Origin of the sequence: Klebsiella sp. HN106 (genome assembly GCF_051209435.1) — a bacterium.
GTDB classification, from domain to species: Bacteria; Pseudomonadota; Gammaproteobacteria; order Enterobacterales; family Enterobacteriaceae; genus Klebsiella; species Klebsiella oxytoca.
In genome coordinates, this window is sequence record NZ_JBLURD010000003.1 from 186,381 (window position 1) to 210,511 (window position 24,131).

Below are 24,131 nucleotides of genomic sequence, written 5' to 3' on the forward strand. Positions count from 1 at the left end.
ATGTGAAATGGAGCTGACGATGAAACGAAATTTTTCCCTACCCAGCCTGATGTTGACCACCGTCACGGCCAATACTTCCGCGCAGTCAGCGGAGTTTGCCAGCGCTGACTGCGTGACTGGCCTGAACGAAATTGGCCTGATTTGCGTTAACAATATTTCCGGCAGCCAGCAGGACGTTGAACATGCTATCGCCTTGCAGGCCGATGAGCAGGGCGCGTCCTGGTATCGCATCGTCCAGATGTACGAAGAGCAGCAGCCGGATAACTGGCGGGTACAGGCCATTCTCTATGCCTGAGGCGCCTGACGTCCACGCCCCATTGCCCGTAGCAGCAAGTCGTCCAGCGTCTGCTCGTCCAGACGCATGCCGCCGCGCGTGTCGAGCATCATACGGCACCAGGCTTCCGCCAACGGCGGTGAAGCAACGCGTAATACCTGCGCGCCAGCGCCCAGCCTATAGACCAGCCGGGTAATTTCCCGCCCCTGCGCTTCCACAGGTCGCCGCAACCATTGCTGCAACTGCCGCCATGCGCGATCGAAATGACGGTTTTGCCCTTTCACTTCCGCGCACTCCGCCGCCAGTAGTTCAAGCGCCGCCGGCTGCTTCATCAGTACACGCATCACGTCCAGGCACATAATATTAGCGGAACCTTCCCAGATACTGTTTACCGGCATTTCGCGGTACAAACGCGGTAGTTCACTCTCTTCGCAATAGCCCGATCCCCCCAGCACCTCCATCGCTTCAGCGACGAAGGCGATCCCGGATTTGCAGACCGCAAATTTTGCCGCGGGCGTGAAAAGCCTTGCCCACAGCGCTTCCTGCGCATCACCGCGTCTGTCCCAGGCACGCGCCAGGCGGAACAGAAAGGCGGTTTGCCCTTCCAGCCGCAGCGCCATTTGCCCCAGAACCTGACGCATCATCGGTTGATCGACCAGATTTTTGCCAAATGCCTGGCGCTGCAGAGCATGATACAGGGCGACTGAATAAGCCCGGCGCATCAGCGCATGGCTGCCCAGCGCGCAGTCAAAGCGGGTCAGGCCCCCCATCTTAAGAATCTGACGGATGCCATCGCCCTCTTCCCCGATCGGCCAGCCGCAAGCATTGTAAAACTCAACCTCGCCACTGGCGTTCGCGCGGTTACCTAATTTATCTTTCAGCCTTTCCAGGCGTACGCCGTTACGCTGACCGTCCGGCAGCAGGCGCGGGACAAAAAAGCAAGAGAGTCCCGCCGGCGCCTGCGCCAGCACCAGATGAGCATCGCTCTGCGGTACCGAGAAAAACCATTTATGACCGATAAGATGATAAAAGCCTTCGGCGGTTTTTTCCGCACGCGTCGTGTTGCTCAGGACATCGGATCCCCCCTGCTTTTCCGTCATCCCCATTCCGATAAGCAGCCCTCGCTTCTGGTTACCCGGCGCCAGATGCGGATCGTAGCGATCGCTTAGGAGCGGCGATAGCCAGTCGCTAAAAGCCCCGTGTAAGGAGCGCTGCAGCATTGGAATAGCGGCAAAGGTCATCGTGACGGGGCACAGGGTTCCCGCCTCGACTTGCGCATGCAGCATAAAGCGGGCAGCGCGGGCAACGAAGGCGCCTTCGCGAGCGTCATCCTGCCAGGCAAGGTTATGCACCCGGTTAGCGCATAATCCTTGCATCAGCAGATGCCAGGCGGGATGGAAACGAACATCGTCAAGCCGCGATCCCGTCGCATCATAGCGCAATAGTTCCGGCGGATTACCGTTAGCCAGACGCCCCAGCTCCAGCGATTCTGCCGTCCCCAGCTGTTGGCCAATACTCGCCAGCAGATCGCCATCCCAGCCCGCGCCTTCGCGGACAACGGCTTCACGCAGGGCGGTATCGGACAGGAATAAGTTGCTGTTACACAGCGGCGCGGGTTGATTAAATACGGTATGAGTTTGCCAGTGCATGATGTTTCCCTCCTTCAATGGCTCTGCCGATAAGTATGGACAACGGCGCACTTTCCGTCAGAGAACTCTGTTATAAAGTTCTCTCACAATCTGAAAGGGAATTTCATGATTCATTTAATTATTGAAGATCGGGAAAACGCACTGACCTATATTCCGCTTATCCGTCGGCATCTACCCCATCTGGCGATTAACGCCATCAAGCAGAACCTGAACGCTTCGGGCTACGTTACCTCATTTGATGAAAGCAAAATTTGCGACGATATCCTTGAAGAGCAGAATCCTGTTGGAAATTTTCTCAATCTCATCAAGATATTAAAAAATCGGGGCGCGCAGCTTAAATTCATCGAGCAAACGGGAGATGAACCAGGAGAGGCGTTATCCTTAAGCCAGCTATTGAACTATGTGGAAAGAGGTCTGGAAATCGCCCGTCAGACGGAACGAGAAGATGAACAGGCAAGACGAAGATAAGCCATCCCGGAGAATGGCTTATACAGGAAGAAGAGATTAGCTGCGCTGACGCACCGCTTCAAACAGGCAAATCCCGGTGGCGACCGATACGTTCAGCGACGAGACGCTGCCGGCCATCGGAATGCTGATCAATTCGTCGCAGTGCTCGCGGGTCAGGCGTCGCATGCCTTCACCTTCCGCGCCCATCACCAGCGCCAGCGAACCGGTCATCTTGCTCTGGAACAGCGTATGGTCGGCTTCACCCGCGGTACCGACGATCCAGACGTTCTCTTCCTGCAGCAGACGCATGGTGCGTGCCAGGTTGGTGACGCGAATGAGCGGAACGTTCTCCGCCGCGCCGCAGGCGACTTTTTTCGCCGTGGCATTCAGCTGCGCGGAGCGATCTTTGGGCACAATCACCGCATGTACGCCTGCAGCATCAGCGCTACGCAAACAGGCGCCGAGGTTGTGCGGATCGGTCACGCCGTCGAGGATCAAAAAGAATGGCTGATCGAGAGAAGCGATCAGATCCGGCAGATCGTTCTCCTGATACTGACGTCCGGGCTTCACGCGGGCAATAATTCCCTGATGAACGGCGCCTTCGCTTTTCTCATCGAGAAACTGGCGGCTGGCGACCTGAATCACTACGCCCTGTGCTTCCAGAGCATGGATCAGCGGCATAAGGCGCTTATCCTCACGGCCTTTCAGAATAAAGACTTCCTGAAAACGCTCAGGTGCGCGCTCCAGCAGTGCCTGCACCGCGTGGATGCCGTAAATCATTTCACTCATTTATCTACTCGTTTTAGGTTCTGTTATCAGTTCCCTTCACCCCGACCACTGCGGAATAACGCAAGAAGCCAGGGTAAAGGAAATCTCATTACTCAGCTATTTTCTTTTTCGCCGCGCGCCTGGCTTTGGTCGCAGCAGCTATCTTTTGGGTTTTCGCCGACGGCTTCTTCGCTTTCTTCTCGCCTTTTGGCTGAGCGGCCTTCGGCTGGGATTGACCTTTCGGTTTACGGAATGCGCTATCCGGCTCGAAGTTTACCTGCTTACCAGCCTGGCGGCGACGTCCGGAAGCTTTACCTGCCGCCCCTTTCTTCGCCTTTTCACGCTCGGTCTTACCGACGTTGCGCGGGGCGCGCTCGCTGGAGATAAGCGAGAAATCAATTTTACGCTCATCCATATTCACCGCTTCAACGCGTACTTCAACGCGATCGCCCAGACGATAGGTTTGACCGCCGGATTCACCGATCAGACGCTGTCCTACCTGGTCGAAACGGTAGTAATCGTTATCAAGGGAAGAGACGTGCACCAGACCATCGATAAATAGTTCATTAAGACGTACGAAGAAACCAAAGCCGGTCACGCTGGCAATCACGCCCTTAAAGACGTTACCGACCTGATCCAACATGAAATCACACTTCAACCAGTCCGAGACATCGCGCGTCGCTTCATCAGCACGGCGCTCGGTCATCGAACAGTGCGCCCCCAGTTGCAGCATCTCATCCATGCTGTAGTGCCAGCCGCCGGTCTCAGTGCTATTACCTTTATGCCCTTGCTCTTTCGCCAGTAAATACTTGATCGCGCGATGCAGCGACAGGTCAGGATAGCGGCGAATCGGCGAAGTAAAGTGAGCGTAAGATTGCAGCGCCAGACCAAAGTGGCCGCGGTTTTCCGGATCGTATACTGCCTGTTTCATCGAGCGCAGCAGCATAGTTTGCAGCATCTCAGCGTCAGGACGGTCGGCGATAGACTCCAGTAATTGCGCATAGTCGCGCGGCTCCGGCTTGTTGCCGCCAGGCAGCTCAAGCCCCAGCTCTGCAAGAACCGAACGGAATGCGGTAATCGCTTCGGTGCTTGGTTTGTCATGGATACGGAACAGCGCCGGCTCCTCGGCCTTCTCAACGAAGCGCGCCGCGGAAATGTTCGCCAGGATCATGCACTCTTCAATCAGCTTGTGCGCGTCGTTACGCTGAGTCTGCTCAATACGTTCAATACGACGTTCAGCATTAAAGATGAATTTAGCTTCTTCACTCTCAAATGAGATACCGCCACGCTCTTCACGCGCGCCGTCCAGCACTTTGTAGAGGTTGTGTAGCTCTTCAATGTGCTTGACCAAAGGCGCGTACTGCTCACGCAGATCCCGATCGCCCTGCAGCATATGCCAGACTTTGGTATAGGTCAGACGGGCATGAGAGCTCATCACCGCTTCGTAGAATTTGAAGCCGGTGAGACGACCCTTAGCCGAAATCGTCATTTCACAAACCATACAGAGTCTGTCGACCTGAGGATTCAGTGAGCACAGGCCGTTAGAGAGTACTTCAGGCAGCATGGGAACGACCTGCGACGGGAAGTAGACCGAGGTGCCGCGGCTGCGCGCCTCGCCATCCAGCGGCGTGCCAGGACGCACGTAGTAGCTCACATCGGCAATCGCCACCCACAGACGCCAGCCGCCGCCGCGTTTCTTCTCGCAGTACACGGCATCATCAAAGTCACGGGCATCTTCGCCATCAATAGTAACCAGCGGCAGATTACGCAAATCCACGCGACCGGCTTTCGCTTCTTCCGGTACCTGCTCTTTCAGGCCAGCAACCTGTTTTTCTACTGCTGGCGGCCAGACGTAGGGGATTTCATGGGTGCGCAGGGCCATATCGACCGCCATGCCGGTACCCATGTTGTCGCCGAGGACCTCAACAATTTTGCCGACCGCTTTGGTGCGCCGGGTTGGACGCTGGGTCAGCTCAACTACCACTACAAAGCCCATCCTCGCGCCCATGATCTCTTCGGGAGGAATCAGGATATCGAAGCTCAAGCGGCTGTCATCAGGCACAACGAAGCCTACGCCCGCTTCGGTAAAGTAGCGGCCCACGATCTGGCTGGTTTTGGGCACCAGCACGCGGACGATACGCGCTTCCCGGCGGCCTTTACGGTCGGCGCCTAACGGCTGCGCCAGTACCTGATCGCCGTGAATGCAGGTTTTCATCTGCTCGGACGACAAATAAAGGTCATCTTTACGGCCTTCAACGCGCAGGAAGCCATAACCGTCGCGGTGGCCAATAACGGTCCCCTTTAGCAGATCGAGACGTTCCGGCAGCGCATAGCACTGACGACGCGTAAAGACCAGTTGACCATCGCGTTCCATTGCGCGCAGTCTGCGGCGCAATGCTTCTTGTTGTTCTTCGCCTTCAATATTCAGCTCAATTGCCAGCTCATCTCGGCTGGCCGGTTTTTCACGTTTTGCTAAATGATCGAGGATAAATTCCCGGCTCGGGATTGGATTAGCGTATTTTTCAGATTCGCGGTCCAGGAAAGGATCTTGTGACATGTCGGTTCCTCCGTTGTCATCTCCAGTGAAGTTTACGTCACTCCACCAGTAATAATTTATAAAGCGGTTGATTCTTTTCAACCAAATCGGCCAGCGTGTAGTTATCCAGTTCCTTGAGAAAACTTTGCGCGGCTTCAGCAAGCGCCTGTTTCAGACGACAGGCGGGCGTAATATGGCAAAATTCACTGCTGCAGTTGACTAAAGAGAGCGGCTCCAGATCGCGAACCACATCACCCACGCGAATCATATTTGCCGGTTTCCCCAGACGAATTCCGCCGTTCTTTCCCCGAACCGCCGTCACATAACCCACGCGGCTCAGCTGATTGATTATCTTAACCATATGATTACGGGAAACGCCGTAAACCTCCGTCACTTCGGAGATACTGGTCATTCTTCCATCCGGCAGCGACGCCATATAAATCAGCGCGCGTAGTCCGTAATCAGTGAAACTCGTTAACTGCACAATCAACCTCAGGGAAAAGAAAAACAGAGTGCGTCGGTAGACGTAATTACTATTGATGATAAACCAGCCAGCGCTCAGGCCGCTAATTTATTTAAATGGGGCGGGCGAACAGCAAAAACAAGAGGCGCCTGAACGGCGCCCCTGGAGATAATTATGCGTCGAAAGGATCGCGCAGAATCATCGTCTCGGTACGGTCAGGACCGGTAGAGATAATATCAACCGGTACGCCGGTCAGCTCTTCAATGCGGGCGATGTAGTTCAGCGCTGCCTGCGGCAGACCGCTGCGCTCTTTCACACCGAAGGTGGTTTCAGACCAGCCCGGCATTGTTTCATAAACCGGCTCAATACCTTCCCAGTTGTCGGCAGCCAGCGGAGTGGTGGTCACTTCACGGCCATCCGGCATACGGTAGGCAACGCAGATTTTAACTTCTTTCAGGCCGTCCAGGACGTCAAGCTTAGTCAGGCAGAAACCAGACAGGGAGTTAATCTGCACCGCGCGGCGTATCGCAACGGCATCCAGCCAACCGGTACGACGACGACGGCCGGTGGTGGCGCCAAACTCGTTACCCTGTTTACACAGGAACTCGCCGGTTTCATCAAACAGCTCAGTCGGGAACGGGCCTGCGCCTACGCGAGTAGAGTAGGCTTTGATAATACCCAGAACGTAATCAACATAACGCGGGCCCAAACCGGAGCCGGTCGCCACGCCACCTGCGGTGGTGTTGGAAGACGTTACGTACGGATAGGTACCGTGGTCGATATCAAGCAGCGTACCCTGCGCGCCTTCAAACATGACGAAATCGCCACGCTTACGCGCCTGGTCAAGCAGATCGGAAACATCAACCACCATGGAGGTCAGGATGTCGGCAATCGCCATCACGTCATCCAGAACTTTCTGGTAATCAACCGCTTCAGCTTTATAGAAATTCACCAGCTGGAAGTTGTGATATTCCATCACCTCTTTCAGTTTGTCAGCGAAGGTAGCTTTATCAAACAGATCGCCAACGCGCAGACCGCGGCGAGCCACTTTATCTTCGTAAGCCGGGCCGATACCGCGACCGGTCGTACCGATAGCTTTCGCGCCGCGCGCTTTCTCACGCGCAACATCCAGCGCAACATGATATTCGAGGATAAGCGGACAAGCTTCAGAAAGCAGCAGACGCTCGCGAACAGGGATACCACGGTCTTCCAGACCTTTCATCTCTTTCATCAGCGCAGCCGGAGACAGCACCACACCGTTACCGATGATGCTGGTGACATTCTCACGAAGAATTCCTGATGGAATGAGATGGAGGACGGTTTTTTCACCGTTGATTACGAGAGTATGGCCGGCGTTGTGACCGCCCTGATAGCGCACAACATATTTAGCCCGTTCAGTCAGGAGATCGACGATCTTCCCTTTACCTTCGTCACCCCATTGGGTGCCCAGTACGACGACGTTGTTACCCATTTTTCAAAATCACCGTTTGCTTAAAAATGGATTCTACCATCGCTTTTTCAGAGTTACAGCACTTTTTGCACTCAAAAGACGGTAAATTAGTCTACTTTGCGCTCAGCCAATCGTTTTCCTCAACATGTAGTAGATGACGATGCCGGCAACCACAAGTCCCCCGCCAAAGCGGCGTAATAAATTATCCGGTAGCTGGCTCATCGTGGCGACCATACGGCGCCATGCGCGGGGATAAAGCAGCGGTCCAAGCCCTTCAAGTACTAAAACCAGCGCCAGTGCCAACCAGATTGTTGAGTTCATTATTCACCTTTATTTAAATGCAGCCAGTACAGCACCAGTCGCTCACTCGCGTTGAGTTGCACTCACTTCACATTCTCCGCTATTTCATCAATGTTATGAACCGGCTTTATGAAATGAAATACATAACAACCTGTTTTTTCTTAATTTCAATGATCGATTAGCGTACTAACCCCAGAAACGAAGATAATGAATTAAGCGCTGGTTTTATAAATGAAGCATTCTCGCAAAACGTAGCATCCGTGGGTTCATTGAATAAAAAACACCGCGGTAATTAATCGCTTTCATCATGTAAAAAAGGCGCCCCGATGGACGCCTTTTTGCATACTCATTGCTTATCAGCGAGTCGCTGCCGCTGGAGATTTCATATAGCGGAAGAAATCACTGTCCGGACTGAGAACCATCACGTCCTGATTGCTCTTGAAGCTGTTCTCGTACGCACGCAGGCTACGGATAAAGGCGTAGAATCCTGGATCCTGACTGAATGCATCAGCAAACAGTTTTGCGGATTCCGCATCGCCTTCACCGCGCAGGATACGCCCCTGGCGCTCGGCTTCCGCCAGCGTTTTGGTGACTTCATAGTCCGCAGTCGCGCGCAGTTTTTCAGCTTCTTCCTGACCCTGTGAGCGATGGCGACGAGCTACCGCTTCACGCTCAGCGCGCATACGGTTGTAGATCGCTTCAGACACTTCAGCAGGCAGGTTGATCTGCTTAATACGAACGTCGACGACTTCAATACCCAGCGCCGCCATACTGTTCGGGTTGATCACCTGAACCTTACCGTTCGTTTCTGCTTCAACTCGCTCCGCCGCTTTGGCAATTGCATCATCGGCAGCCGGCGTACTGACTTCATCTTCTGTGCCCGCAGAGCCTGAGTTCAGGGCATCGCGCACTTCCAGGGTCAAACGACCGCGGGAGTCGGTCACGATGTCTTTCACATCCAGACGACCAATTTCAGAACGCAGACGGTCGGAGAATTTACGCTTCAACAGTACTTCGGCCTGGGAGACGTCACCACCGCCGGTAGCCAGGTAGTAACGGCTAAAGTCGCTGATGCGCCACTTGATATAGGAGTCAACGATCAGGTCCTTTTTCTCTTTGGTAACAAAGCGGTCGGCCTGATTGTCCATCGTCTGAATACGCGCATCGAGCATCTTCACGGATTCAATAAATGGAATCTTGAAGTGAAGGCCAGGCGCATACACCAGCGGTTTGTTTTCATCGTCGCGCAGAACTTTACCAAAACGCAGCGTGATACCGCGCTCGCCCTCTTTGACAACAAAGATGGACATATAGAGCACCACCAGCACGATGACAATTATCGCGATAACAGATTTACGCATCGTTATTCCCCCTGACGCTGGTAGTCGTTACGCTGCGCGTTGGCGCGGCGTTGGTCCATAATGGTGCCTCCCGTAGAGGTAGAAGCGTTACTGGCGCTGCTTGAGCTGGATGCAGGCGGCAGACGCAGCAGATCGCTTGCGCCACTGCTATCACTCTTTGCCGCTGGCGCGCCAGCGCCTTTCAGCATCTGATCCAGAGGCAGAACCATCAGGTTGTTCCCCTTATCGTTAACCAGCACTTTGCGAGTATGGCTCAGCACTTTTTCCATGGTTTCGATATACAGACGCTCGCGGGTGATTTCCGGAGCCGCTTTATACTCAGGCAGAATTTTTGCAAAGCGAGCCACTTCACCCTGCGCTTCAAGAACGGTCTGGGTCTTGTACGCACGAGCCTCTTCAAGGATACGCTGCGCCTGACCGTTAGCCCGTGGCTGAACTTCGTTGGTGTAAGCTTCCGCTTCACGAATGTACTGCTGTTCGTTTTCACGTGCGGCAATCGCATCATCAAATGCGGCTTTCACTTCCTCCGGCGGACGCGCCGTCTGGAAGTTGACGTCCAGCAGGGTGATACCCATGTTATACGGACGAATCGTCTCTTCCAGCTCACGCTGGGTATCGCTACGAATGACGGTACGCCCTTCGGTCAGGATACGGTCCATCGTGTATTTACCAATAACGCCACGCAGCGCGCTGTCGGTTGCCTGACGCAGGCTGTCGTCAGCGCTGGTCACGCTAAACAGATAGCGTTCCGGGTCGGTCACGCGGTACTGTACGTTCATCTCAACGCGCACGACGTTTTCGTCTGACGTCAGCATGACGCCAGAGGCCGCCAGTTCGCGCACCGACTCAACGTTAACCGCCTGAACGTTATCAATGAAGGTGGGTTTCCAGTTAAGGCCAGGCTCAACCAGATGGCTAAATTTACCAAAGCGAGTGACGACGCCACGTTCAGCTTCTTTAATGGTATAGAAACCGCTGGCTGCCCAGATAATAACCGCAGCGGCGGCAACGATGCCGACGATACGTCCGCCCATAGGCCCGCGTGGTCCCTGTGAGCCGCTACCGCCGCCCAGTCCACCTTTTCCGCCGCCCAGGCCGCCAAGTTTTTTACTTAGCTTACGGAAGATATCATCCAGATCGGGAGGTCCCTGCTCGCGACCACCTTTGTTGCCATTTCCCCCAGAGTTGCCGCCTTGGTTATTGCTGCTTCCCCACGGGTCGCGGTCCTGTCCGTTATTACCGGGCTGATTCCACGCCATGTATATGCTCCATATTTGTTTTTGATATCCCCACAGGGGTTAATATCTTCAGGCAAGCTGCAAGGTCAAATCACGTATTCAACCAGCGCTGGCTCTTGTTTACAGAGGCGACGCCAGTCAACGATCGGCATGCGCACCTGCAGACCAACGCTACCGTCATCCTCCATCCACTCTTTCTCTATCGCCTGAAGCTGATAGAATCGGCTTCTCAACCGGCCTTCCTGCGGCGGCAGGCGCAGCGTATGCTGAGCCACTTCACCAGAGAGCCGTTCCGTCAAAGCCTGAAAAAGCAGCGGTACGCCAACCCCGGTCTGGGCGGAAAGCCAGACCCGAATCGGTTTGTTTTCTTCATCCCGATCGATACGCGGCTCAAAATCATCCAGCATGTCGATTTTATTCATGACCAGCAGCGCCGGGATCTCATCGGCCTCGATTTCCGCGAGTACCGTATTTACTGCGTCAATATTTTCCTGCACGCGAACATCCGCCGCATCAATGACATGCAGCAGCAGCGTCGCCTGGCGCGTCTCCTGGAGAGTCGCTTTAAACGCGGCCACCAGATCGTGCGGCAGATGACGAATGAAACCTACGGTATCCGCCAGCACGGTTTCGCCAACATCAGGGACATCGATGCGGCGCAGCGTCGGATCCAGAGTGGCGAACAGCTGGTTCGCTGCATAGACCTCAGCTTCAGTTATCTGATTGAACAGCGTGGATTTACCGGCGTTGGTATAACCGACCAACGACACGGTGGGAATATCGGCTTTGGCCCGTGACCGCCGTCCTTGCTCGCGCTGTTTTTCAACTTTTTCCAGTCGCGACAGGATCTGCATAATACGGTTACGCAGCAATCGGCGGTCAGTTTCGAGCTGGGTTTCACCCGGGCCGCGCAAACCAATCCCGCCTTTCTGTCTTTCAAGGTGGGTCCAGCCGCGAACGAGGCGAGTCGCCATGTGGCGCAGCTGCGCCAGCTCAACCTGCAGTTTCCCTTCGTGGGTACGCGCTCGTTGGGCAAAAATATCTAAAATCAGGCCGGTGCGATCGATAACCCGACATTCGCATAAGCGTTCGAGATTTCGTTCCTGCGCCGGACTCAGGGCATGATCGAAGAGCACGACCGATGCACCGGTCGCTTTTACGGCTTCCGCAATTTCGACAGCTTTACCTTCACCAACAAAATACTTCGGGTGCGGTGCTTTACGGCTACCGGTAATCACCTGCATTGCTTCGACACCGGCGGAAGAGGCCAGAGTTTCAAACTCCTGGAGATCTTCCATATCTTTGTCTTGCGAAAAATAGATGTGTACCAGTACCGCCTGCTCACCGGCATCATAACGGTCAAACAAGCGTAAACCCCTTATAAAATACCAGCGGGGAACGCAGAAAACCTGGCTCCCCGACGTGGAAAAACAGCATCTGCCTTATTCGGCGTCTTCGCTGTCTTGCTGCGGTGCAGAAGAACCCTGCGCACCACCACCGTGGTGATAGTTGTTAGTACCGCCGCCAGCATTGTTGCTGTGGTGTGACACCGGGCGAGACGGAACAACGGTAGAAATTGCGTGCTTATAGACCATCTGGCTGACCGTGTTTTTCAACAGGATCACGAACTGATCGAAAGACTCAATTTGCCCTTGCAGCTTAATACCATTCACCAAATAAATAGAAACCGGAACACGTTCCCGACGCAAAGCGTTCAGGAACGGATCTTGTAAAGATTGCCCCTTAGCCATTCTCTCTTTTCCTTATATGTATGCTTGTTTTGTACTCAGAACCTTACGATTCTTAAAAATTACGCACGATACCGTTCAATTGTACACGTTCAGTCCAGGCTAGCACCAACAACCTGTAATACTTTGTTGAACGCTTGTTCAGGTTGTTCACTGTCTAACCAGTGAATACCTTCCCAACCGCGCAGCCAGGTAACCTGACGTTTAGCTAACTGTCTCGTGGCGCAAACACCTCGATAAACCATTTCATCATACGGGATCTCGCCATTAAGGTAAGACCACATCTGGCGATATCCGACACAACGAATGGAAGGCATATCCGTATGCAAATCTCCCCGGGCAAAAAGCGCCCGCACTTCTGCTTCAAAACCTGAAGCCAACATCTGATGAAAACGCTGTTCTATGCGCTGATGGAGCAGTTCACGGCTCGCCGGGGCGATGGCGAACTGGTGCACCTTATACGGCAGAGCATCACCTGACGTTTGCGTCAGCTCCGTTAAAGTTTTACCCGAAATGAAAAAAACTTCCAGTGCTCGGGAAAGTCTTTGCGGATCATTTGGATGAATACGCGCTGCGGCAACGGGATCTATTTCCTGTAGCTGCTGGTGTAACGCGTTCCATCCCTGCTCTGCGGCCTGTTGCTCAATCCGCGCTCTGACCTGCGGATCTGCCGAAGGCAAAGGCGACAATCCTTCCAGCAACGCTTTGAAATACAACATTGTTCCGCCAACCAGTAGCGGAATACGCCCGGCCGCAACCATATCAGCCATCTCTGCCAGCGCATCGCGACGGAAATCCGCCGCGGAATAAGCCTCGGCCGGGTCCAGAATATCCAGCAGGCGATGCGGCGCAGCGCTCAGCTCCGCGGCATCGGGCTTGGCCGTACCGATATCCATCCCTCGATAGATTAGGGCTGAATCAACGCTAATCAACTCTACTGGCAAAACTTTACGCAGGGCGATAGCCAATGCGGTTTTACCAGAGGCCGTCGGGCCCATTAAAAATATTGCCTTAGGCAGGCTTGCCTCGGTTACATTACTCATCTTTCAGGGCATTCATCGCCGAATGTAAATCAACAGGTTGTAACAGGCCACCCGGCGGCGCTTTAACCAGCTGCGGACATAAACGCTCGATATCCGCCAGGACGGCAATCGCCTGCGCCATATTCCACTGCGCATGTTCGCTCGCCAGATTACGCGCTATCCACTGAGCAATATTGTCGGCGTCGCATGTTTTTTGCTGCGCCAGGTAGCCTATCAGTTCAGGAATCAAGATTTGTAAATTTTGTTGTCTTAAGGGTAAAGGCACTGCGCGGATCGTCACGTAGTGCGCATCGGACTGCAGTTCAATACCGACTTCTGCCAGCGCCGACTGCGCCTGCTCAAGCGCGTCCTTTTCTGCCCCGGACACTTTTATCCGCAGCGGGATAAGCAGCGGCTGGGCACAGACCGCCTCCGCGCCCGGCGTTAGCTGCGCCTGGCGTAGCCAGCGCTCGGCAACCGGCAGGGCCAGCAGCGCAAGCTTGCCATCGCGCTCCAGCAGCGCACAGTCGTTATCGACGATCGTCAGCACGCGGCCAAAACTTTGGCTATGGCCTGCCAGGCCTTCCGCTACCGGCGCAGGAGATTTTGGTTTTCGCTCCGCGGCCGGAGTATCCAGCAGTTGGCGATAGAGCGCCCCCTGCTGTTTTTGATAACCTGGCTGCGCATGCGGCCAGCCGGCTCCGCCAGATGACCCCGTGGCAGCGGATTCTCGCGAGCCGCCGGTGCTGGTATTAAAGCGCGGCGCGACGGGCTCGTCACGATAACGGGGAGCGGCAGTTTCACGCGCAACGGCGGGCTGGGCAAAATGATTGCCGCCTGCCGCAATGCGGTTTTCAGGCACCTGACGCGGCGCGGGCTCTGCGCCCTCTTCTGCCAGGGGAGCGTTCAGTTGCTGCTGCAGAACGCTTAGCACGCCTTGATAGATAAAATCGTGCACCAGGCGCGACTGATGAAAACGCACCTCATGCTTGGCCGGGTGCACGTTCACATCCACCTGATGCGGATCTATCTTCAGGTACAGCACAAAAGCGGGCTGCTGATCGGCGCCCAGTTTGTCTTCGCAGGCCTGACGGATCGCGTGATTAATCAGGCGATCGCGCATCATCCGTCCGTTGACATAGCAATACTGAATCTCCGCCAGCGTCGGATTGGTATGCAGAGGATCGGCCACCCAGCCGCTGAGGGTCAGGTCGCCGTGCTGCCACTCGATAGCCAGAGCATGTTCGAGAAACGGCAAACCGCAGATTGCGCCCAGACGCCGTTCGCGCTGGCCATCCTGCGATACCGCCCGGTACTGGCGCACGGCCTTTCCGTTGTGGCTGAGGTTAATGGTCACGTCAAAGCGCGCCAGCGCGATGCGCCGTACGATCTCGTCGATATGGCCAAACTCGGTTTTCTCAGTACGCATAAACTTGCGCCGGGCGGGGGTGTTATAAAACAGATCCAGTACTTCCAGCGTCGTACCCACCGGGTGCGCCGCCGGCTTCACGGTTACCGCCTGATCGCGTCCTTCGGCATAGGCCTGCCAGGCCTCCTGCTGATCCTCGGTACGCGAGGTCAACGTCAGGCGAGCGACTGAGCTGATACTGGCCAGGGCTTCGCCGCGAAAACCGAGGCTAATTATCGCTTCAAGATCATCAAGCGAAGCAATTTTACTGGTCGCGTGGCGAGCCAGCGCCAGCGCCAGCTCGTCTTTTTTAATGCCGCAGCCGTTATCGCGGATGCGGATTAACTTCGCGCCGCCGCGCTCAATATCAATATCGATGCGCGTCGCCCCGGCATCGAGGCTATTTTCCACCAGCTCTTTAACCACCGACGCCGGTCGTTCCACCACTTCACCTGCGGCAATCTGGTTGGCGAGCTGCGGCGGTAGAACCTGAATCGGCATGGCCGTCTCCTTAATTTAACAGCGTCCCATCTGACGAACCTGCGCTGGCAGTCTGCGCGGCTGCCCCGCGCGGCGCGGATTGTAGAGGATGTTGCATAAAGTAGTTACGCAGACCGTTATAAATGGCCTCTGCGACCTGCTGTTGATAAGCATCGCTCCCCAGCAGCCGCTCTTCGCCGTTATTACTGATAAACCCCGTTTCCACCAGGATTGACGGGATATCCGGCGAGCGCAGTACGCCGAGGCTGGCATGTTCAGGACGACGCTTATGTAAATCGCCGATCCGCTGCAGCTGGCTCAGCACGTTAGTCGCCACATCATACCCGACGCGCTGGGAATGGCCGAACTGTAAATCCAGCACCGCCTGGCTCAGGTAAGGGTCCGACTGGCTGTTGGCCAACACATCGCCTGCACCGCCCAGCAGTTCGGATTGTTTCTCATGTTGCTCGAGCCAGCCGGCCATTTCGCTGTTCGCGCGACGGTTGGAAAGCACCCAAACCGATGCTCCGGTAGCATCGCGATTCGGTGCAGCGTCGGCGTGAATCGAGACAAGGAAATTGGCGTTTTGCTTACGCGCGACGTCAGAACGCCCCATTACTGAAATGAAATAATCGCCGTCGCGCGTCAGCACGGGTTTGAACTGAGGATCGGCATTCAGCAGCGCGCGGAGCTTACGCGCAATAGCAATGGTCACATTCTTCTCTTTAGTGCCGTTCGGACCAATCGCTCCCGGATCCTGGCCACCGTGACCGGCATCAATGGCGATAATCACTTTATCGTCGGTAGAAACGGTACGTGCCGCAGGACGCGTTACGCTGGTCGTACTGGTCACCGCAGTCAGGCGGTCGTTATCGGCTTTAAACGGGTTGCGCGCCGGCTCGCTCGGACGCACGGGCTGCGCCACGGGCCGTTCTGCCTGTTTCACCACGACACGCGGTGGCGGAGGCGGAGGCGGTTCATCGGCATTAATCGTAAACACCACGGTATAGTAAGAACCGTTCTGCTGTTTCACCGCGCGCGTTTTGCCGTCGGCGGTTAAATCCACCAACAGACGCAGCGACTGGGTATCCTGCGGCGCTCCGGAACGAATGCTTTTTACCAGATTATTGCCGCTAAACTGCAGCGGCAAGCCCTGGAGTACGCCGCTCTGTTTGATATCCAGCGCGACGGTGCGTTTGCCCTGCGGGCTAAACGAATATTCAGGGTCGCCGATAAAACTTATGGTAATACGGGCCTGCCGATCGCCATTTGAGACCTGGATATCGGATAAACTTGCCGCAGTGGCCTGAATGCTGAACAGCATCAGTGCGGCGGTCAGCCAACTGGTTAAGCGATACATCATCCCGTCGTCCTTCAGGCTAATTAGCCAAACGCGCCAATAAAGACTCACCCAATGAGGAGACCGCAGTTACGCGCGCCTCACGCCCTTGAGCCTGATATTCAAGGTGAATTTCAACATCCGGTTCCGGCAGTACGCCTGTACCCTGCTGCGGCCATTCCACCAGGCAGATGGCGTCGTCGGTAAAATAATCGCGGATCCCCATAAACTCGAGCTCTTCAGGGTCCGCCAGGCGATAGAGATCGAAGTGATAGACCATCAACTTATCGAGACTATAAGGCTCGACAAGGGTATAGGTCGGGCTTTTAACGTTGCCGCGGTGACCGAGAGCCTGAAGGAAACCGCGGCTAAAGGTCGTCTTACCCGCCCCTAAATCGCCGTACAAATAGATGACCGTCGCGCCAGTGCATGCCTGCGCTACGCGGTTGCCAAGGCTGAGAGTTGCCTGCTCGTCGGGTAAAGGAATCACTCGATTAATCATGGTCTACGTCAATCACATCCGGGTTAACAACACGCCTGAGCGTGGAAAAAAGATCGGTCGCCAGCATGCCGCGGGTGCCGTATCTGGCCGCCAGACGATCGGCGGCTTCGCCATGAACAACGCATCCGGCGCAGGCGGCATCATACGGCGTCAGCTGCTGGCCTAACAACGCAGCAATTATGCCGGTCAGGACATCGCCCATTCCGCCGCTGGCCATTCCGGCGTTGCCGGCATCGATAATACCCGTCTCGCCAGCGTCACTCGCCACGATCGTACCTGCGCCTTTCAGCACTACGACGCCGCCATAACGTTTTACCAGACGTTGTGCAGAATGTAAGCGATCGCTTTCAATTTCTGCCGCACTCACGTTCAGCAGACGAGCGGCTTCGCCGGGATGCGGCGTCAGCACGCGATTGTGACGTTTATCGGGATTGATTGCCAGCAGGTTCAGCGCATCCGCATCCCAGACCATCGGTTTGCGAAAATTCTCCACCTGGCGCAGCGCATTTTTACCCCACTCGCCCTGCCCCAGACCCGGCCCAATCGCGACGACATCCGCCCATTGCAGGCTCTCTTCGAGAGAGCGGGAGGTCAGCTCATGGACCATCAGTTCAGGCCTGGCGGTCAGAATGGGCGCAATGTTGTCCCGGTGAGTCAGTACTCGCACCAGCCCGGCGCCCGCGCGCAGCGCCGCTTCACCGCTCATTCGTATGGCGCCCGCCGTCCCCGGTTCGCCGCCAATAATCACCAGCTTACCGTGGTCGCCTTTGTGCGACGTTGGGCGTCTGGGCGGTAGCCAGTCGGCAAGCTGCGAGGCATCGAAGCGATTGAGTGCCGTCGTCTGGCCTGCCAGCCAACCCTCAAGCCCCAGGGCGTGGTGATGCAAGCGGCCAACGACATCGCGAGCCTTGCCGGTCAGCAATCCGGGCTTAAGCGCGATAAAGGTGATGGTATGAGCGGCCTGGATAACCGCACCCGGCGTTGTCCCCGTCTGCGCATTCAGACCTGAGGGGATATCCAGCGCCACAACCGGCGCCGGATGGGCATTAACGCGCGCGATAAGCTCCGCAACGTTTTCCCGTGGAGCGCTCTGTAATCCGGTCCCGAGCAGGCCGTCAATAATTAGCGTGATATCTTCTGGCCAGGCGATGTCGGCGGCATGAATCGTACCGCCAGCGTTGAGCCACTCTTCACGCGCGGTACTGGCCTCTTCCGGCAGCGGCTTCTCGCTCTCCAGCGCCAGCAGCGTGACCTGAATACCTCGCGACTGCGCCAGGCGAGCCACCACGTAGCCGTCGCCGCCGTTATTGCCGTGACCGCAGAGAATCAGCCAGCACCGGTTTTCAGGATAGTGCTCGTAAGCCCGTTCAAAAGCCGCTTCGCCCGCACGACGCATCAGCTCGTATAACGTCAGCCCGAGAGCATCCGCCGCCTCTTTTTCCGCCCGCCGTAGCGCATCCGCCGACCAGATGATATGTGGTATACTGTCAGCGTTTTTCGTCATCGTATGGTCCATCATGTCACAGCCCCTCGATCTCAATCAGTTAGCGCAGCAAATCAAACAATGGGGCACAGAGCTGGGGTTCCAGCAGGTCGGTATTACCGATACCGATCTCAGCGCCAGCGAACCCAAACTGCAGGCGTGGCTGGATAAACAATACCATGGCGAAATGGAGTGGATGGCACGTCATGGCATGATGCGCGCGCGACCTCATGAACTCCAGCCCGGTACGCTCCGCGTGATTAGCGTCAGGATGAACTATCTTCCCGCTAATGCCGCTTTCGCCCGCACCCTGAAAGATCCCGCGTTGGGTTACGTTAGCCGTTATGCCCTTGGACGGGACTATCACAAGCTGTTACGTAATCGCCTGAAAAAATTAGGTGAGATGATTCAGGGGCAGTGTGCTTCGCTCAATTTTAGACCTTTTGTCGATTCCGCGCCGATTCTTGAACGCCCTTTAGCCGAAAAAGCGGGGCTGGGATGGACAGGTAAGCACTCACTCATCCTTAGCCGCGATGCCGGCTCGTTCTTTTTCCTCGGCGAATTGCTTATCGATCTCCCTCTTCCCGTCGACCAGCCCGTTGAAGAAGAGTGCGGACGCTGCATTGCCTGCATGACCATCTGCCCAACCGGCGCCATCGTCGAGCCCTATACCGTTGATGCCCGGCGCTGTATCTCCTATCTGACTATCGAACTGGAAGGCGCTATTCCGGAAGAATTTCGTCCGCTGATCGGTAACCGCATATACGGCTGTGATGACTGCCAGCTGATTTGCCCGTGGAACCGCTTCGCGCAATTAACCGATGAAGATGATTTCAGCCCGCGTCAGGCGCTGCATGCCCCGGCGCTGGTAGAACTGTTCGCCTGGAGCGAGCCCTGGTTTTTAAAAGTGACGGAAGGATCGGCCATTCGCCGTATTGGTCATCTGCGCTGGCTGCGTAATATCGCCGTTGCGTTGGGCAATGCGCCCTGGAATGAAGCGAACCTGCAGGCGCTGGAAAGCCGCCGGGGTGAGCACCCACTTCTCGACGAACATATCGAATGGGCGATTGCGCAGCAAATTGCAAAAAGAAATGCCAATGTGATTGAGGTGCAACTACCGAAAAAGCTACGGCTGGTCAGGGTGGTTGAAAAAGGGTTACCGCGCGACGCCTGATTCATTCACAGGGTGTGAATAAAAATAAAAACACATTGCGTTTCAACATGCAGACGTTCGTCAAGCGATCGAGTTAACACTTTGAAATGAAATTTTCTTATTATATTTCAACAATATAGATAAATACTATTTACATAGTGAAGTATTTTTCGGGATTAAGGCAAAAGATTAACCTGTGGATAAGTCTGTTCACAGTATTTTCTGGACAGGACGAAAATCATCCCCGGCGCGTGATTGCGCTGTGGATAAATCAGGTATAAGAAGAAATTTGGAGCGGGAAACGAGACTCGAACTCGCGACCCCGACCTTGGCAAGGTCGTGCTCTACCAACTGAGCTATTCCCGCTTGGGTATGGTGACTTTCAAATTTTGGAGCGGGAAACGAGACTCGAACTCGCGACCCCGACCTTGGCAAGGTCGTGCTCTACCAACTGAGCTATTCCCGCTTAATCTTTGTCTTTCAAGCCGCTTCTGCGTTAGCTGCCTTCACTCACTTTAGTCACTTACTTTAGTAAGCTCCTAAAGATTCGTTCAGTTGCTGCCTTGCTGCAACTCAAAATCCGGTGATTAGGATGGTACTTTCAAATTTTTGGAGCGGGAAACGAGACTCGAACTCGCGACCCCGACCTTGGCAAGGTCGTGCTCTACCAACTGAGCTATTCCCGCAAACTTCTGGCCATATTTCTATGGCGTCGTGATTTGCATTTCTGCTTCGTCACGGGAGGCGCATTATACGAGAATTCGATTTACCTGCAACCCCCCTGAAAGCAATTTTTTTCGTTTTTGATTTAAGTGACCACTTTATCGCCACATTCAGGCCTGTTTTGTCTAAATAAGCAGCAAATGCGGCAAAATGACTTTTTCCGGGCTCGCTAAAGGCGCAAAATCACTCAAGTTTACAGGCGGATATCGCCCGCTGACGGTCAACAACGATGATAACCAGGGAAATAAAATGAAAAAAGCGCTTACCGTCCTGCTGCTGGCTATGCTTGCCACAGGAACAGCATCGGCAACAACGCTACATTTTGGAACAACGACGGCCAACCCGCCGTTTGAAACCGTCAGTGGCAAAAACCAACCCACGGGTTTTGATATCGATTTGGCCAACGCGTTGTGCAAGCAGATGCAGGTCGAATGCAAATTTACTCCCCAGGGCTTCGATACTCTCATCCCGGCACTGCGCTTTAAGAAATTCGACGCCGTGATTGCCGGTATTGAAGTGATTCCAATGCGAGAAAAGCAGGTTGCATTCAGCCATCCCTATCGCCAGGAGCTCTCCGGTGCAATAGTTACAGCGAAAGACGCTGCCCATACCTTTGCCGATCTCAAAGATAAAAAACTCGGCGTCGTAAAGGGCACCATTCATCAGCACTACCTGCGTGATAAACAAAAAGCCGTGCACGTGCTGCCTTATGACAGCGATGAAAGCGCCCTGAACGCGCTGAAAGAAGGTGTGATTAGCGGAGTGATGGGCGATCAGGAGACCTTAACGAAATGGCTCGAGGATAATCCCGAATACGCGATTATGGACGAGCGCGCCACGGATCCCAGCTACTACGGTAAGCAGTACGCCATTGCGGTGCGTAAAGATGATCCTGAACTGCTGAATAATATCAATGCCGCTCTGGATGTCGTCAAAGCCTCGCCGGAATTCCAGGCGATGGAACAGAAGTGGTTTAAATAGTCAGACGTACTACCGGGGCGCTTCTGGCCCCGGCATAAGCATTAGAGCTTGATGAAGTGCTCGCGGTAGTAAGCCAGTTCCGCTACCGATTCGCGAATATCATCCATCGCCTGATGCGTTCCTTGTTTTTTAAAGCCGTCGAGAATTTCCGGCTTCCAGCGACGAGCCAGCTCTTTAAGCGTACTGACGTCAAGATAGCGATAGTGGAAATAGGCTTCCAGCTCAGGCATATATTTAAACAAGAATCGGCGATCCTGGCCGATGCTATTGCCGCAGATCGGTGACTTACCCGCCGGCACCCACTTTTTGAGGAATTCGATAGTCGCCAGTTCTGCCTCACGATCGCCCTGGGTACTCGCCTTCACCCGCTCCACCAGTCCGCTACCGGTATGGGTACGCACGTTCCACTCATCCATTAATGCCAGCTGCGCGTCTGACTGATGTACGGCAATCGTCGGCCCTTCCGCCAGAATGTTCAGATTCGCGTCAGTCACCAGGGTGGCGATTTCGATGATGCGATCGCGCTCCGGATCCAGCCCCGTCATTTCAAGATCGATCCAAATCAGGTTGTTTTCATCTGCACTCATGTTATTTTCCACCCTTCTTACGTCACTATATTCATCTAAAATAGCGTGTATCATAGAGGTTTTGCCCGTACAGGGCGACCAGGAGCCAGTTCGATTGAGTAAAAATAAACTCTCCAAAGGCCAACAGCGCCGCGTGAAGGCCAACCACCAGCGCCGCCTGAAAACGACTTCGGAGAAGGCCGATTTTGATGACAACCTTTTCGGTGAAAAATCCGAAGGGACCGTTATTAGCCGCTTTGGCATGCATGCCGATGTCGAATCCGCCGACGGTAGCGTCCACCGTTGCAATATACGCCGCACTATCCGTTCGCTGGTCACCGGCGATCGTGTGGTCTGGCGGCCAGGCAAAAGCGAAGCTGACGGCGTCAACGTCAAAGGCATCGTCGAGGCCGTGCATGAACGGACCTCCGTACTGACGCGCCCGGATTTCTATGACGGCGTCAAACCTATCGCCGCCAATATCAATCAGATTGTCATCGTTTCCGCCATCTTGCCTGAGCTTTCTCCGAATATTATCGACCGCTATCTGGTGGCCTGCGAAACGCTGAACGTCGAGCCGCTGATCGTGCTCAATAAAATCGATCTCCTGGATCAGGAGAGCATGGACTTCGTCAACGAGCAAATGGACATTTATCGCCATATTGGTTACCGCGTACTGATGGTCTCCAGCCGCACGCAGGATGGCCTGAAGCCGCTTGAAGAGGCGCTTACCGATCGTATCAGTATCTTTGCCGGGCAGTCTGGGGTAGGCAAATCCAGCCTGCTGAACGCGCTGCTGGGCCTGCAGGATGACCAAATCCTTACCAATGACGTTTCGGATGTCTCCGGACTGGGGCAGCACACCACTACGGCCGCGCGCCTGTACCACTTCCCGCACGGCGGCGATGTGATTGACTCGCCGGGGGTACGCGAGTTCGGCCTGTGGCATCTCGACGCGGAACAAATCACCCACGGCTTTGTCGAATTCCATGATTATTTAGGCCGATGCAAATACCGCGACTGCAAACACGATACCGATCCGGGCTGCGCCATTCGCGAAGCGGTGGAGAAGGGCGAAATCGCTGAAAGCCGGTTTGAAAACTACCATCGCATTCTGGAAAGCATGGCGCAGGTGCAGGTAAAAACGCGTAAAAGCTTTTCATCAACCGATGACTGACATTTAAGCTGAGCATCGTTAGAATCGTCCCCCTTTTTCAGGCCCCCGCCGACGCGCGGGGGTCAGGAACGACAAATAATGGCCTGGAGGCTACCTTGTTAAACGATCTTAAACTTTCACTGCAATACATTCTGCCTAAACTGTGGCTCACCCGCCTCGCAGGCTGGGGTGCACGCAAGCGGGCAGGCTGGCTGACAAAACTGGTCATCGATCTGTTCGTGAAATATTACAAGGTCGATATGAAAGAGGCGCAAAAGCCTGATACTGCCAGCTACCGGACCTTTAACGACTTTTTTGTTCGCCCGCTGCGCGATGACGTTCGTCCATTAAATACTGACCCGAACGTTCTGGTGATGCCCGCCGATGGCGTCATCAGCCAGCTCGGCGCTATTGAAGACGATAAAATTTTGCAGGCCAAAGGCCACAACTACAGTCTGGAAGCGCTGCTGGCCGGCAACTACCAGATGGCGGATCTGTTCCGAAACGGCAGCTTTGTCACTACCTATCTTTCCCCGCGCGATTACCACCGCGTGCACATGCCGTGCAACGGTATTCTGCGCGAAATGATCTACGTACCGGGAGATCTGTTCTCCGTAAATCATCTGACCGCGCAAAACGTGCCGAATCTGTTTGCCCGCAACGAGCGCGTCATCTGCCTGTTCGATACTGAGTTTGGCCCCATGGCGCAGATCCTGGTCGGCGCCACCATCGTCGGCAGCATCGAAACCGTGTGGTCCGGTACCGTCACGCCGCCGCGTGAAGGCATCATTAAGCGCTGGACCTGGCCTGCGGGCGAGAGCGAAGGTTCCGTCGCCCTGCTTAAAGGCCAGGAGATGGGCCGCTTTAAACTGGGTTCCACGGTGATTAACCTGTTTGCTCCGGGTCAGGTGAAGCTGGTTGAGCAGTTACAAAGCCTGTCGGTAACCAAAATAGGCCAGCCGTTGGCGATCGCGCCTGAAGCCGTGACGCCGGTCGAGCCCGCTCCGCTGGCAGTCGAAGAAGTCCGCGCTGAACACGCCGCCAGTCCGCTGGTTGACGATAAACAAGACGAAGGTTAATTCCT

The 24,131-nt window shown here is 55.0% G+C and carries 22 protein-coding genes and 3 tRNA genes; 6 read left to right on the forward strand and 19 right to left on the reverse strand.

Features of this window, described 5'->3' with window-relative positions:
* Window positions 1-19: 19 nt before the first annotated feature.
* Window positions 20-295, forward strand: a complete 276-nt coding sequence (yjfN, locus tag ACSIPU_RS11850; protein WP_026055994.1) for a DUF1471 family protease activator YjfN — start codon at window positions 20-22, stop codon at window positions 293-295.
* Here yjfN and ACSIPU_RS11855 read toward each other — a convergent pair.
* Window positions 286-1,923, reverse strand: a complete 1,638-nt coding sequence (locus ACSIPU_RS11855) for an isovaleryl-CoA dehydrogenase (RefSeq protein ID WP_049593779.1) — start codon at window positions 1,921-1,923, stop codon at window positions 286-288. The two genes, yjfN and ACSIPU_RS11855, sit on opposite strands and share 10 nt — an antisense overlap.
* A 105-nt stretch (window positions 1,924-2,028) precedes the next feature.
* Here ACSIPU_RS11855 and ACSIPU_RS11860 point away from each other — a divergent pair, with 105 nt between their 5' ends.
* The gene (locus tag ACSIPU_RS11860) at window positions 2,029-2,391 is read left to right on the forward strand and encodes a hypothetical protein (RefSeq protein WP_004109127.1); all 363 of its coding nucleotides are present in this window, start codon (window positions 2,029-2,031) and stop codon (window positions 2,389-2,391) included.
* A gap of 36 nt (window positions 2,392-2,427) precedes the next feature.
* Here ACSIPU_RS11860 and rlmB read toward each other — a convergent pair whose 3' ends face one another.
* The 14 genes from rlmB to nnr form a co-directional block, all read right to left on the reverse strand.
* Complete coding sequence (gene rlmB / locus ACSIPU_RS11865; protein ID WP_004109129.1) at window positions 2,428-3,159, reverse strand: 23S rRNA (guanosine(2251)-2'-O)-methyltransferase RlmB; 732 nt, start codon at window positions 3,157-3,159, stop codon at window positions 2,428-2,430.
* Between the two features lie 88 nt (window positions 3,160-3,247).
* Complete coding sequence (rnr, locus tag ACSIPU_RS11870) at window positions 3,248-5,695, reverse strand: ribonuclease R (RefSeq protein WP_016809365.1); 2,448 nt, start codon at window positions 5,693-5,695, stop codon at window positions 3,248-3,250.
* Window positions 5,696-5,732: 37 nt separating this feature from the next.
* Window positions 5,733-6,158, reverse strand: a complete 426-nt coding sequence (gene nsrR, locus ACSIPU_RS11875) for a nitric oxide-sensing transcriptional repressor NsrR (RefSeq protein WP_004097980.1) — start codon at window positions 6,156-6,158, stop codon at window positions 5,733-5,735.
* A gap of 151 nt (window positions 6,159-6,309) precedes the next feature.
* Complete coding sequence (locus ACSIPU_RS11880; RefSeq protein ID WP_196557782.1) at window positions 6,310-7,608, reverse strand: adenylosuccinate synthase; 1,299 nt, start codon at window positions 7,606-7,608, stop codon at window positions 6,310-6,312.
* A gap of 102 nt (window positions 7,609-7,710) precedes the next feature.
* Window positions 7,711-7,908, reverse strand: coding sequence for a DUF2065 domain-containing protein (locus tag ACSIPU_RS11885; RefSeq protein ID WP_004097978.1), 198 nt, complete (start codon window positions 7,906-7,908; stop codon window positions 7,711-7,713).
* A gap of 335 nt (window positions 7,909-8,243) precedes the next feature.
* Window positions 8,244-9,248, reverse strand: a complete 1,005-nt coding sequence (gene hflC / locus ACSIPU_RS11890) for a protease modulator HflC (RefSeq protein ID WP_004109137.1) — start codon at window positions 9,246-9,248, stop codon at window positions 8,244-8,246.
* A 2-nt stretch (window positions 9,249-9,250) separates the two neighbouring features.
* Window positions 9,251-10,507 (reverse strand): FtsH protease activity modulator HflK, encoded by a 1,257-nt coding sequence (hflK, locus tag ACSIPU_RS11895; RefSeq protein ID WP_163529557.1) that lies wholly within the window; start codon window positions 10,505-10,507, stop codon window positions 9,251-9,253.
* Between the two features lie 65 nt (window positions 10,508-10,572).
* Complete coding sequence (gene hflX, locus ACSIPU_RS11900) at window positions 10,573-11,853, reverse strand: ribosome rescue GTPase HflX (protein ID WP_004109143.1); 1,281 nt, start codon at window positions 11,851-11,853, stop codon at window positions 10,573-10,575.
* Between the two features lie 75 nt (window positions 11,854-11,928).
* A complete protein-coding gene (gene hfq, locus ACSIPU_RS11905; protein WP_004097968.1) occupies window positions 11,929-12,237 on the reverse strand; it encodes an RNA chaperone Hfq in 309 nt (102 codons plus the stop codon).
* 89 nt (window positions 12,238-12,326) lie between these two features.
* On the reverse strand, window positions 12,327-13,277 hold the full coding sequence (miaA, locus tag ACSIPU_RS11910) for a tRNA (adenosine(37)-N6)-dimethylallyltransferase MiaA (RefSeq protein WP_163529559.1): 951 nt from the start codon (window positions 13,275-13,277) through the stop codon (window positions 12,327-12,329).
* Window positions 13,270-15,165: a DNA mismatch repair endonuclease MutL gene (gene mutL / locus ACSIPU_RS11915; RefSeq protein WP_105889536.1), complete on the reverse strand. Its 1,896-nt coding sequence runs from the start codon at window positions 15,163-15,165 to the stop codon at window positions 13,270-13,272. The genes miaA and mutL overlap by 8 nt, the downstream gene beginning before the upstream one ends.
* Window positions 15,166-15,175: 10 nt before the next feature.
* Window positions 15,176-16,507, reverse strand: a complete 1,332-nt coding sequence (gene amiB / locus ACSIPU_RS11920; protein ID WP_196557780.1) for an N-acetylmuramoyl-L-alanine amidase AmiB — start codon at window positions 16,505-16,507, stop codon at window positions 15,176-15,178.
* A gap of 16 nt (window positions 16,508-16,523) precedes the next feature.
* Entirely contained in the window at window positions 16,524-16,985 is a 462-nt protein-coding gene (tsaE, locus tag ACSIPU_RS11925) for a tRNA (adenosine(37)-N6)-threonylcarbamoyltransferase complex ATPase subunit type 1 TsaE (RefSeq protein WP_004109155.1), read from the reverse strand.
* The gene (gene nnr / locus ACSIPU_RS11930) at window positions 16,978-18,489 is read right to left on the reverse strand and encodes a bifunctional ADP-dependent NAD(P)H-hydrate dehydratase/NAD(P)H-hydrate epimerase (RefSeq protein ID WP_196557779.1); all 1,512 of its coding nucleotides are present in this window, start codon (window positions 18,487-18,489) and stop codon (window positions 16,978-16,980) included. Before nnr ends, tsaE begins: the two co-directional genes overlap by 8 nt.
* Before the next feature lie 13 nt (window positions 18,490-18,502).
* Between nnr and queG the strand changes: the two genes are divergently transcribed.
* On the forward strand, window positions 18,503-19,642 hold the full coding sequence (queG, locus tag ACSIPU_RS11935; protein ID WP_004117369.1) for a tRNA epoxyqueuosine(34) reductase QueG: 1,140 nt from the start codon (window positions 18,503-18,505) through the stop codon (window positions 19,640-19,642).
* Between the two features lie 269 nt (window positions 19,643-19,911).
* Here queG and ACSIPU_RS11940 read toward each other — a convergent pair.
* The 3 genes from ACSIPU_RS11940 to ACSIPU_RS11950 form a co-directional block, all read right to left on the reverse strand.
* Window positions 19,912-19,987, reverse strand: a tRNA-Gly gene (locus ACSIPU_RS11940).
* Window positions 19,988-20,011: 24 nt separating this feature from the next.
* Window positions 20,012-20,087: transfer RNA gene (locus ACSIPU_RS11945), tRNA-Gly, on the reverse strand.
* Between the two features lie 144 nt (window positions 20,088-20,231).
* A tRNA-Gly gene (locus ACSIPU_RS11950) sits at window positions 20,232-20,307 on the reverse strand.
* A gap of 286 nt (window positions 20,308-20,593) precedes the next feature.
* On the opposite strand from ACSIPU_RS11950, the gene ACSIPU_RS11955 reads away from it, so the two are divergent.
* Window positions 20,594-21,325 carry an arginine ABC transporter substrate-binding protein gene (locus tag ACSIPU_RS11955; RefSeq protein ID WP_196557777.1) on the forward strand — a complete coding sequence of 244 codons (732 nt, stop codon included), beginning with the start codon at window positions 20,594-20,596 and terminating at the stop codon, window positions 21,323-21,325.
* A gap of 41 nt (window positions 21,326-21,366) precedes the next feature.
* On the opposite strand, the gene orn is transcribed toward ACSIPU_RS11955, so the two are convergent.
* On the reverse strand, window positions 21,367-21,912 hold the full coding sequence (gene orn, locus ACSIPU_RS11960) for an oligoribonuclease (RefSeq protein ID WP_004097954.1): 546 nt from the start codon (window positions 21,910-21,912) through the stop codon (window positions 21,367-21,369).
* A gap of 94 nt (window positions 21,913-22,006) precedes the next feature.
* Between orn and rsgA the strand changes: the two genes are divergently transcribed.
* Complete coding sequence (rsgA, locus tag ACSIPU_RS11965; protein ID WP_004109167.1) at window positions 22,007-23,068, forward strand: small ribosomal subunit biogenesis GTPase RsgA; 1,062 nt, start codon at window positions 22,007-22,009, stop codon at window positions 23,066-23,068.
* 95 nt (window positions 23,069-23,163) lie between these two features.
* Window positions 23,164-24,126: an archaetidylserine decarboxylase gene (asd, locus tag ACSIPU_RS11970; protein WP_004109169.1), complete on the forward strand. Its 963-nt coding sequence runs from the start codon at window positions 23,164-23,166 to the stop codon at window positions 24,124-24,126.
* Window positions 24,127-24,131 lie beyond the last annotated feature (5 nt).

Coding starts and splice junctions, on each gene's coding strand:
- rlmB (WP_004109129.1), bottom strand. CDS start 3,159: ATGAGTGAAATGATTTACGGCATCCACGCGGTGCAGGCACTGCTGGAG.
- tsaE (WP_004109155.1), bottom strand. CDS start 16,985: ATGATTAATCGAGTGATTCCTTTACCCGACGAGCAGGCAACTCTCAGC.
- yjfN (WP_026055994.1), top strand. CDS start 20: ATGAAACGAAATTTTTCCCTACCCAGCCTGATGTTGACCACCGTCACG.
- hfq (WP_004097968.1), bottom strand. CDS start 12,237: ATGGCTAAGGGGCAATCTTTACAAGATCCGTTCCTGAACGCTTTGCGT.
- mutL (WP_105889536.1), bottom strand. CDS start 15,165: ATGCCGATTCAGGTTCTACCGCCGCAGCTCGCCAACCAGATTGCCGCA.
- nnr (WP_196557779.1), bottom strand. CDS start 18,489: ATGACGAAAAACGCTGACAGTATACCACATATCATCTGGTCGGCGGAT.
- amiB (WP_196557780.1), bottom strand. CDS start 16,507: ATGATGTATCGCTTAACCAGTTGGCTGACCGCCGCACTGATGCTGTTC.
- ACSIPU_RS11880 (WP_196557782.1), bottom strand. CDS start 7,608: ATGGGTAACAACGTCGTCGTACTGGGCACCCAATGGGGTGACGAAGGT.
- ACSIPU_RS11860 (WP_004109127.1), top strand. CDS start 2,029: ATGATTCATTTAATTATTGAAGATCGGGAAAACGCACTGACCTATATT.
- ACSIPU_RS11885 (WP_004097978.1), bottom strand. CDS start 7,908: ATGAACTCAACAATCTGGTTGGCACTGGCGCTGGTTTTAGTACTTGAA.
- ACSIPU_RS11855 (WP_049593779.1), bottom strand. CDS start 1,923: ATGCACTGGCAAACTCATACCGTATTTAATCAACCCGCGCCGCTGTGT.
- queG (WP_004117369.1), top strand. CDS start 18,503: ATGTCACAGCCCCTCGATCTCAATCAGTTAGCGCAGCAAATCAAACAA.
- hflC (WP_004109137.1), bottom strand. CDS start 9,248: ATGCGTAAATCTGTTATCGCGATAATTGTCATCGTGCTGGTGGTGCTC.
- ACSIPU_RS11955 (WP_196557777.1), top strand. CDS start 20,594: ATGAAAAAAGCGCTTACCGTCCTGCTGCTGGCTATGCTTGCCACAGGA.
- orn (WP_004097954.1), bottom strand. CDS start 21,912: ATGAGTGCAGATGAAAACAACCTGATTTGGATCGATCTTGAAATGACG.
- miaA (WP_163529559.1), bottom strand. CDS start 13,277: ATGAGTAATGTAACCGAGGCAAGCCTGCCTAAGGCAATATTTTTAATG.
- rnr (WP_016809365.1), bottom strand. CDS start 5,695: ATGTCACAAGATCCTTTCCTGGACCGCGAATCTGAAAAATACGCTAAT.
- hflK (WP_163529557.1), bottom strand. CDS start 10,507: ATGGCGTGGAATCAGCCCGGTAATAACGGACAGGACCGCGACCCGTGG.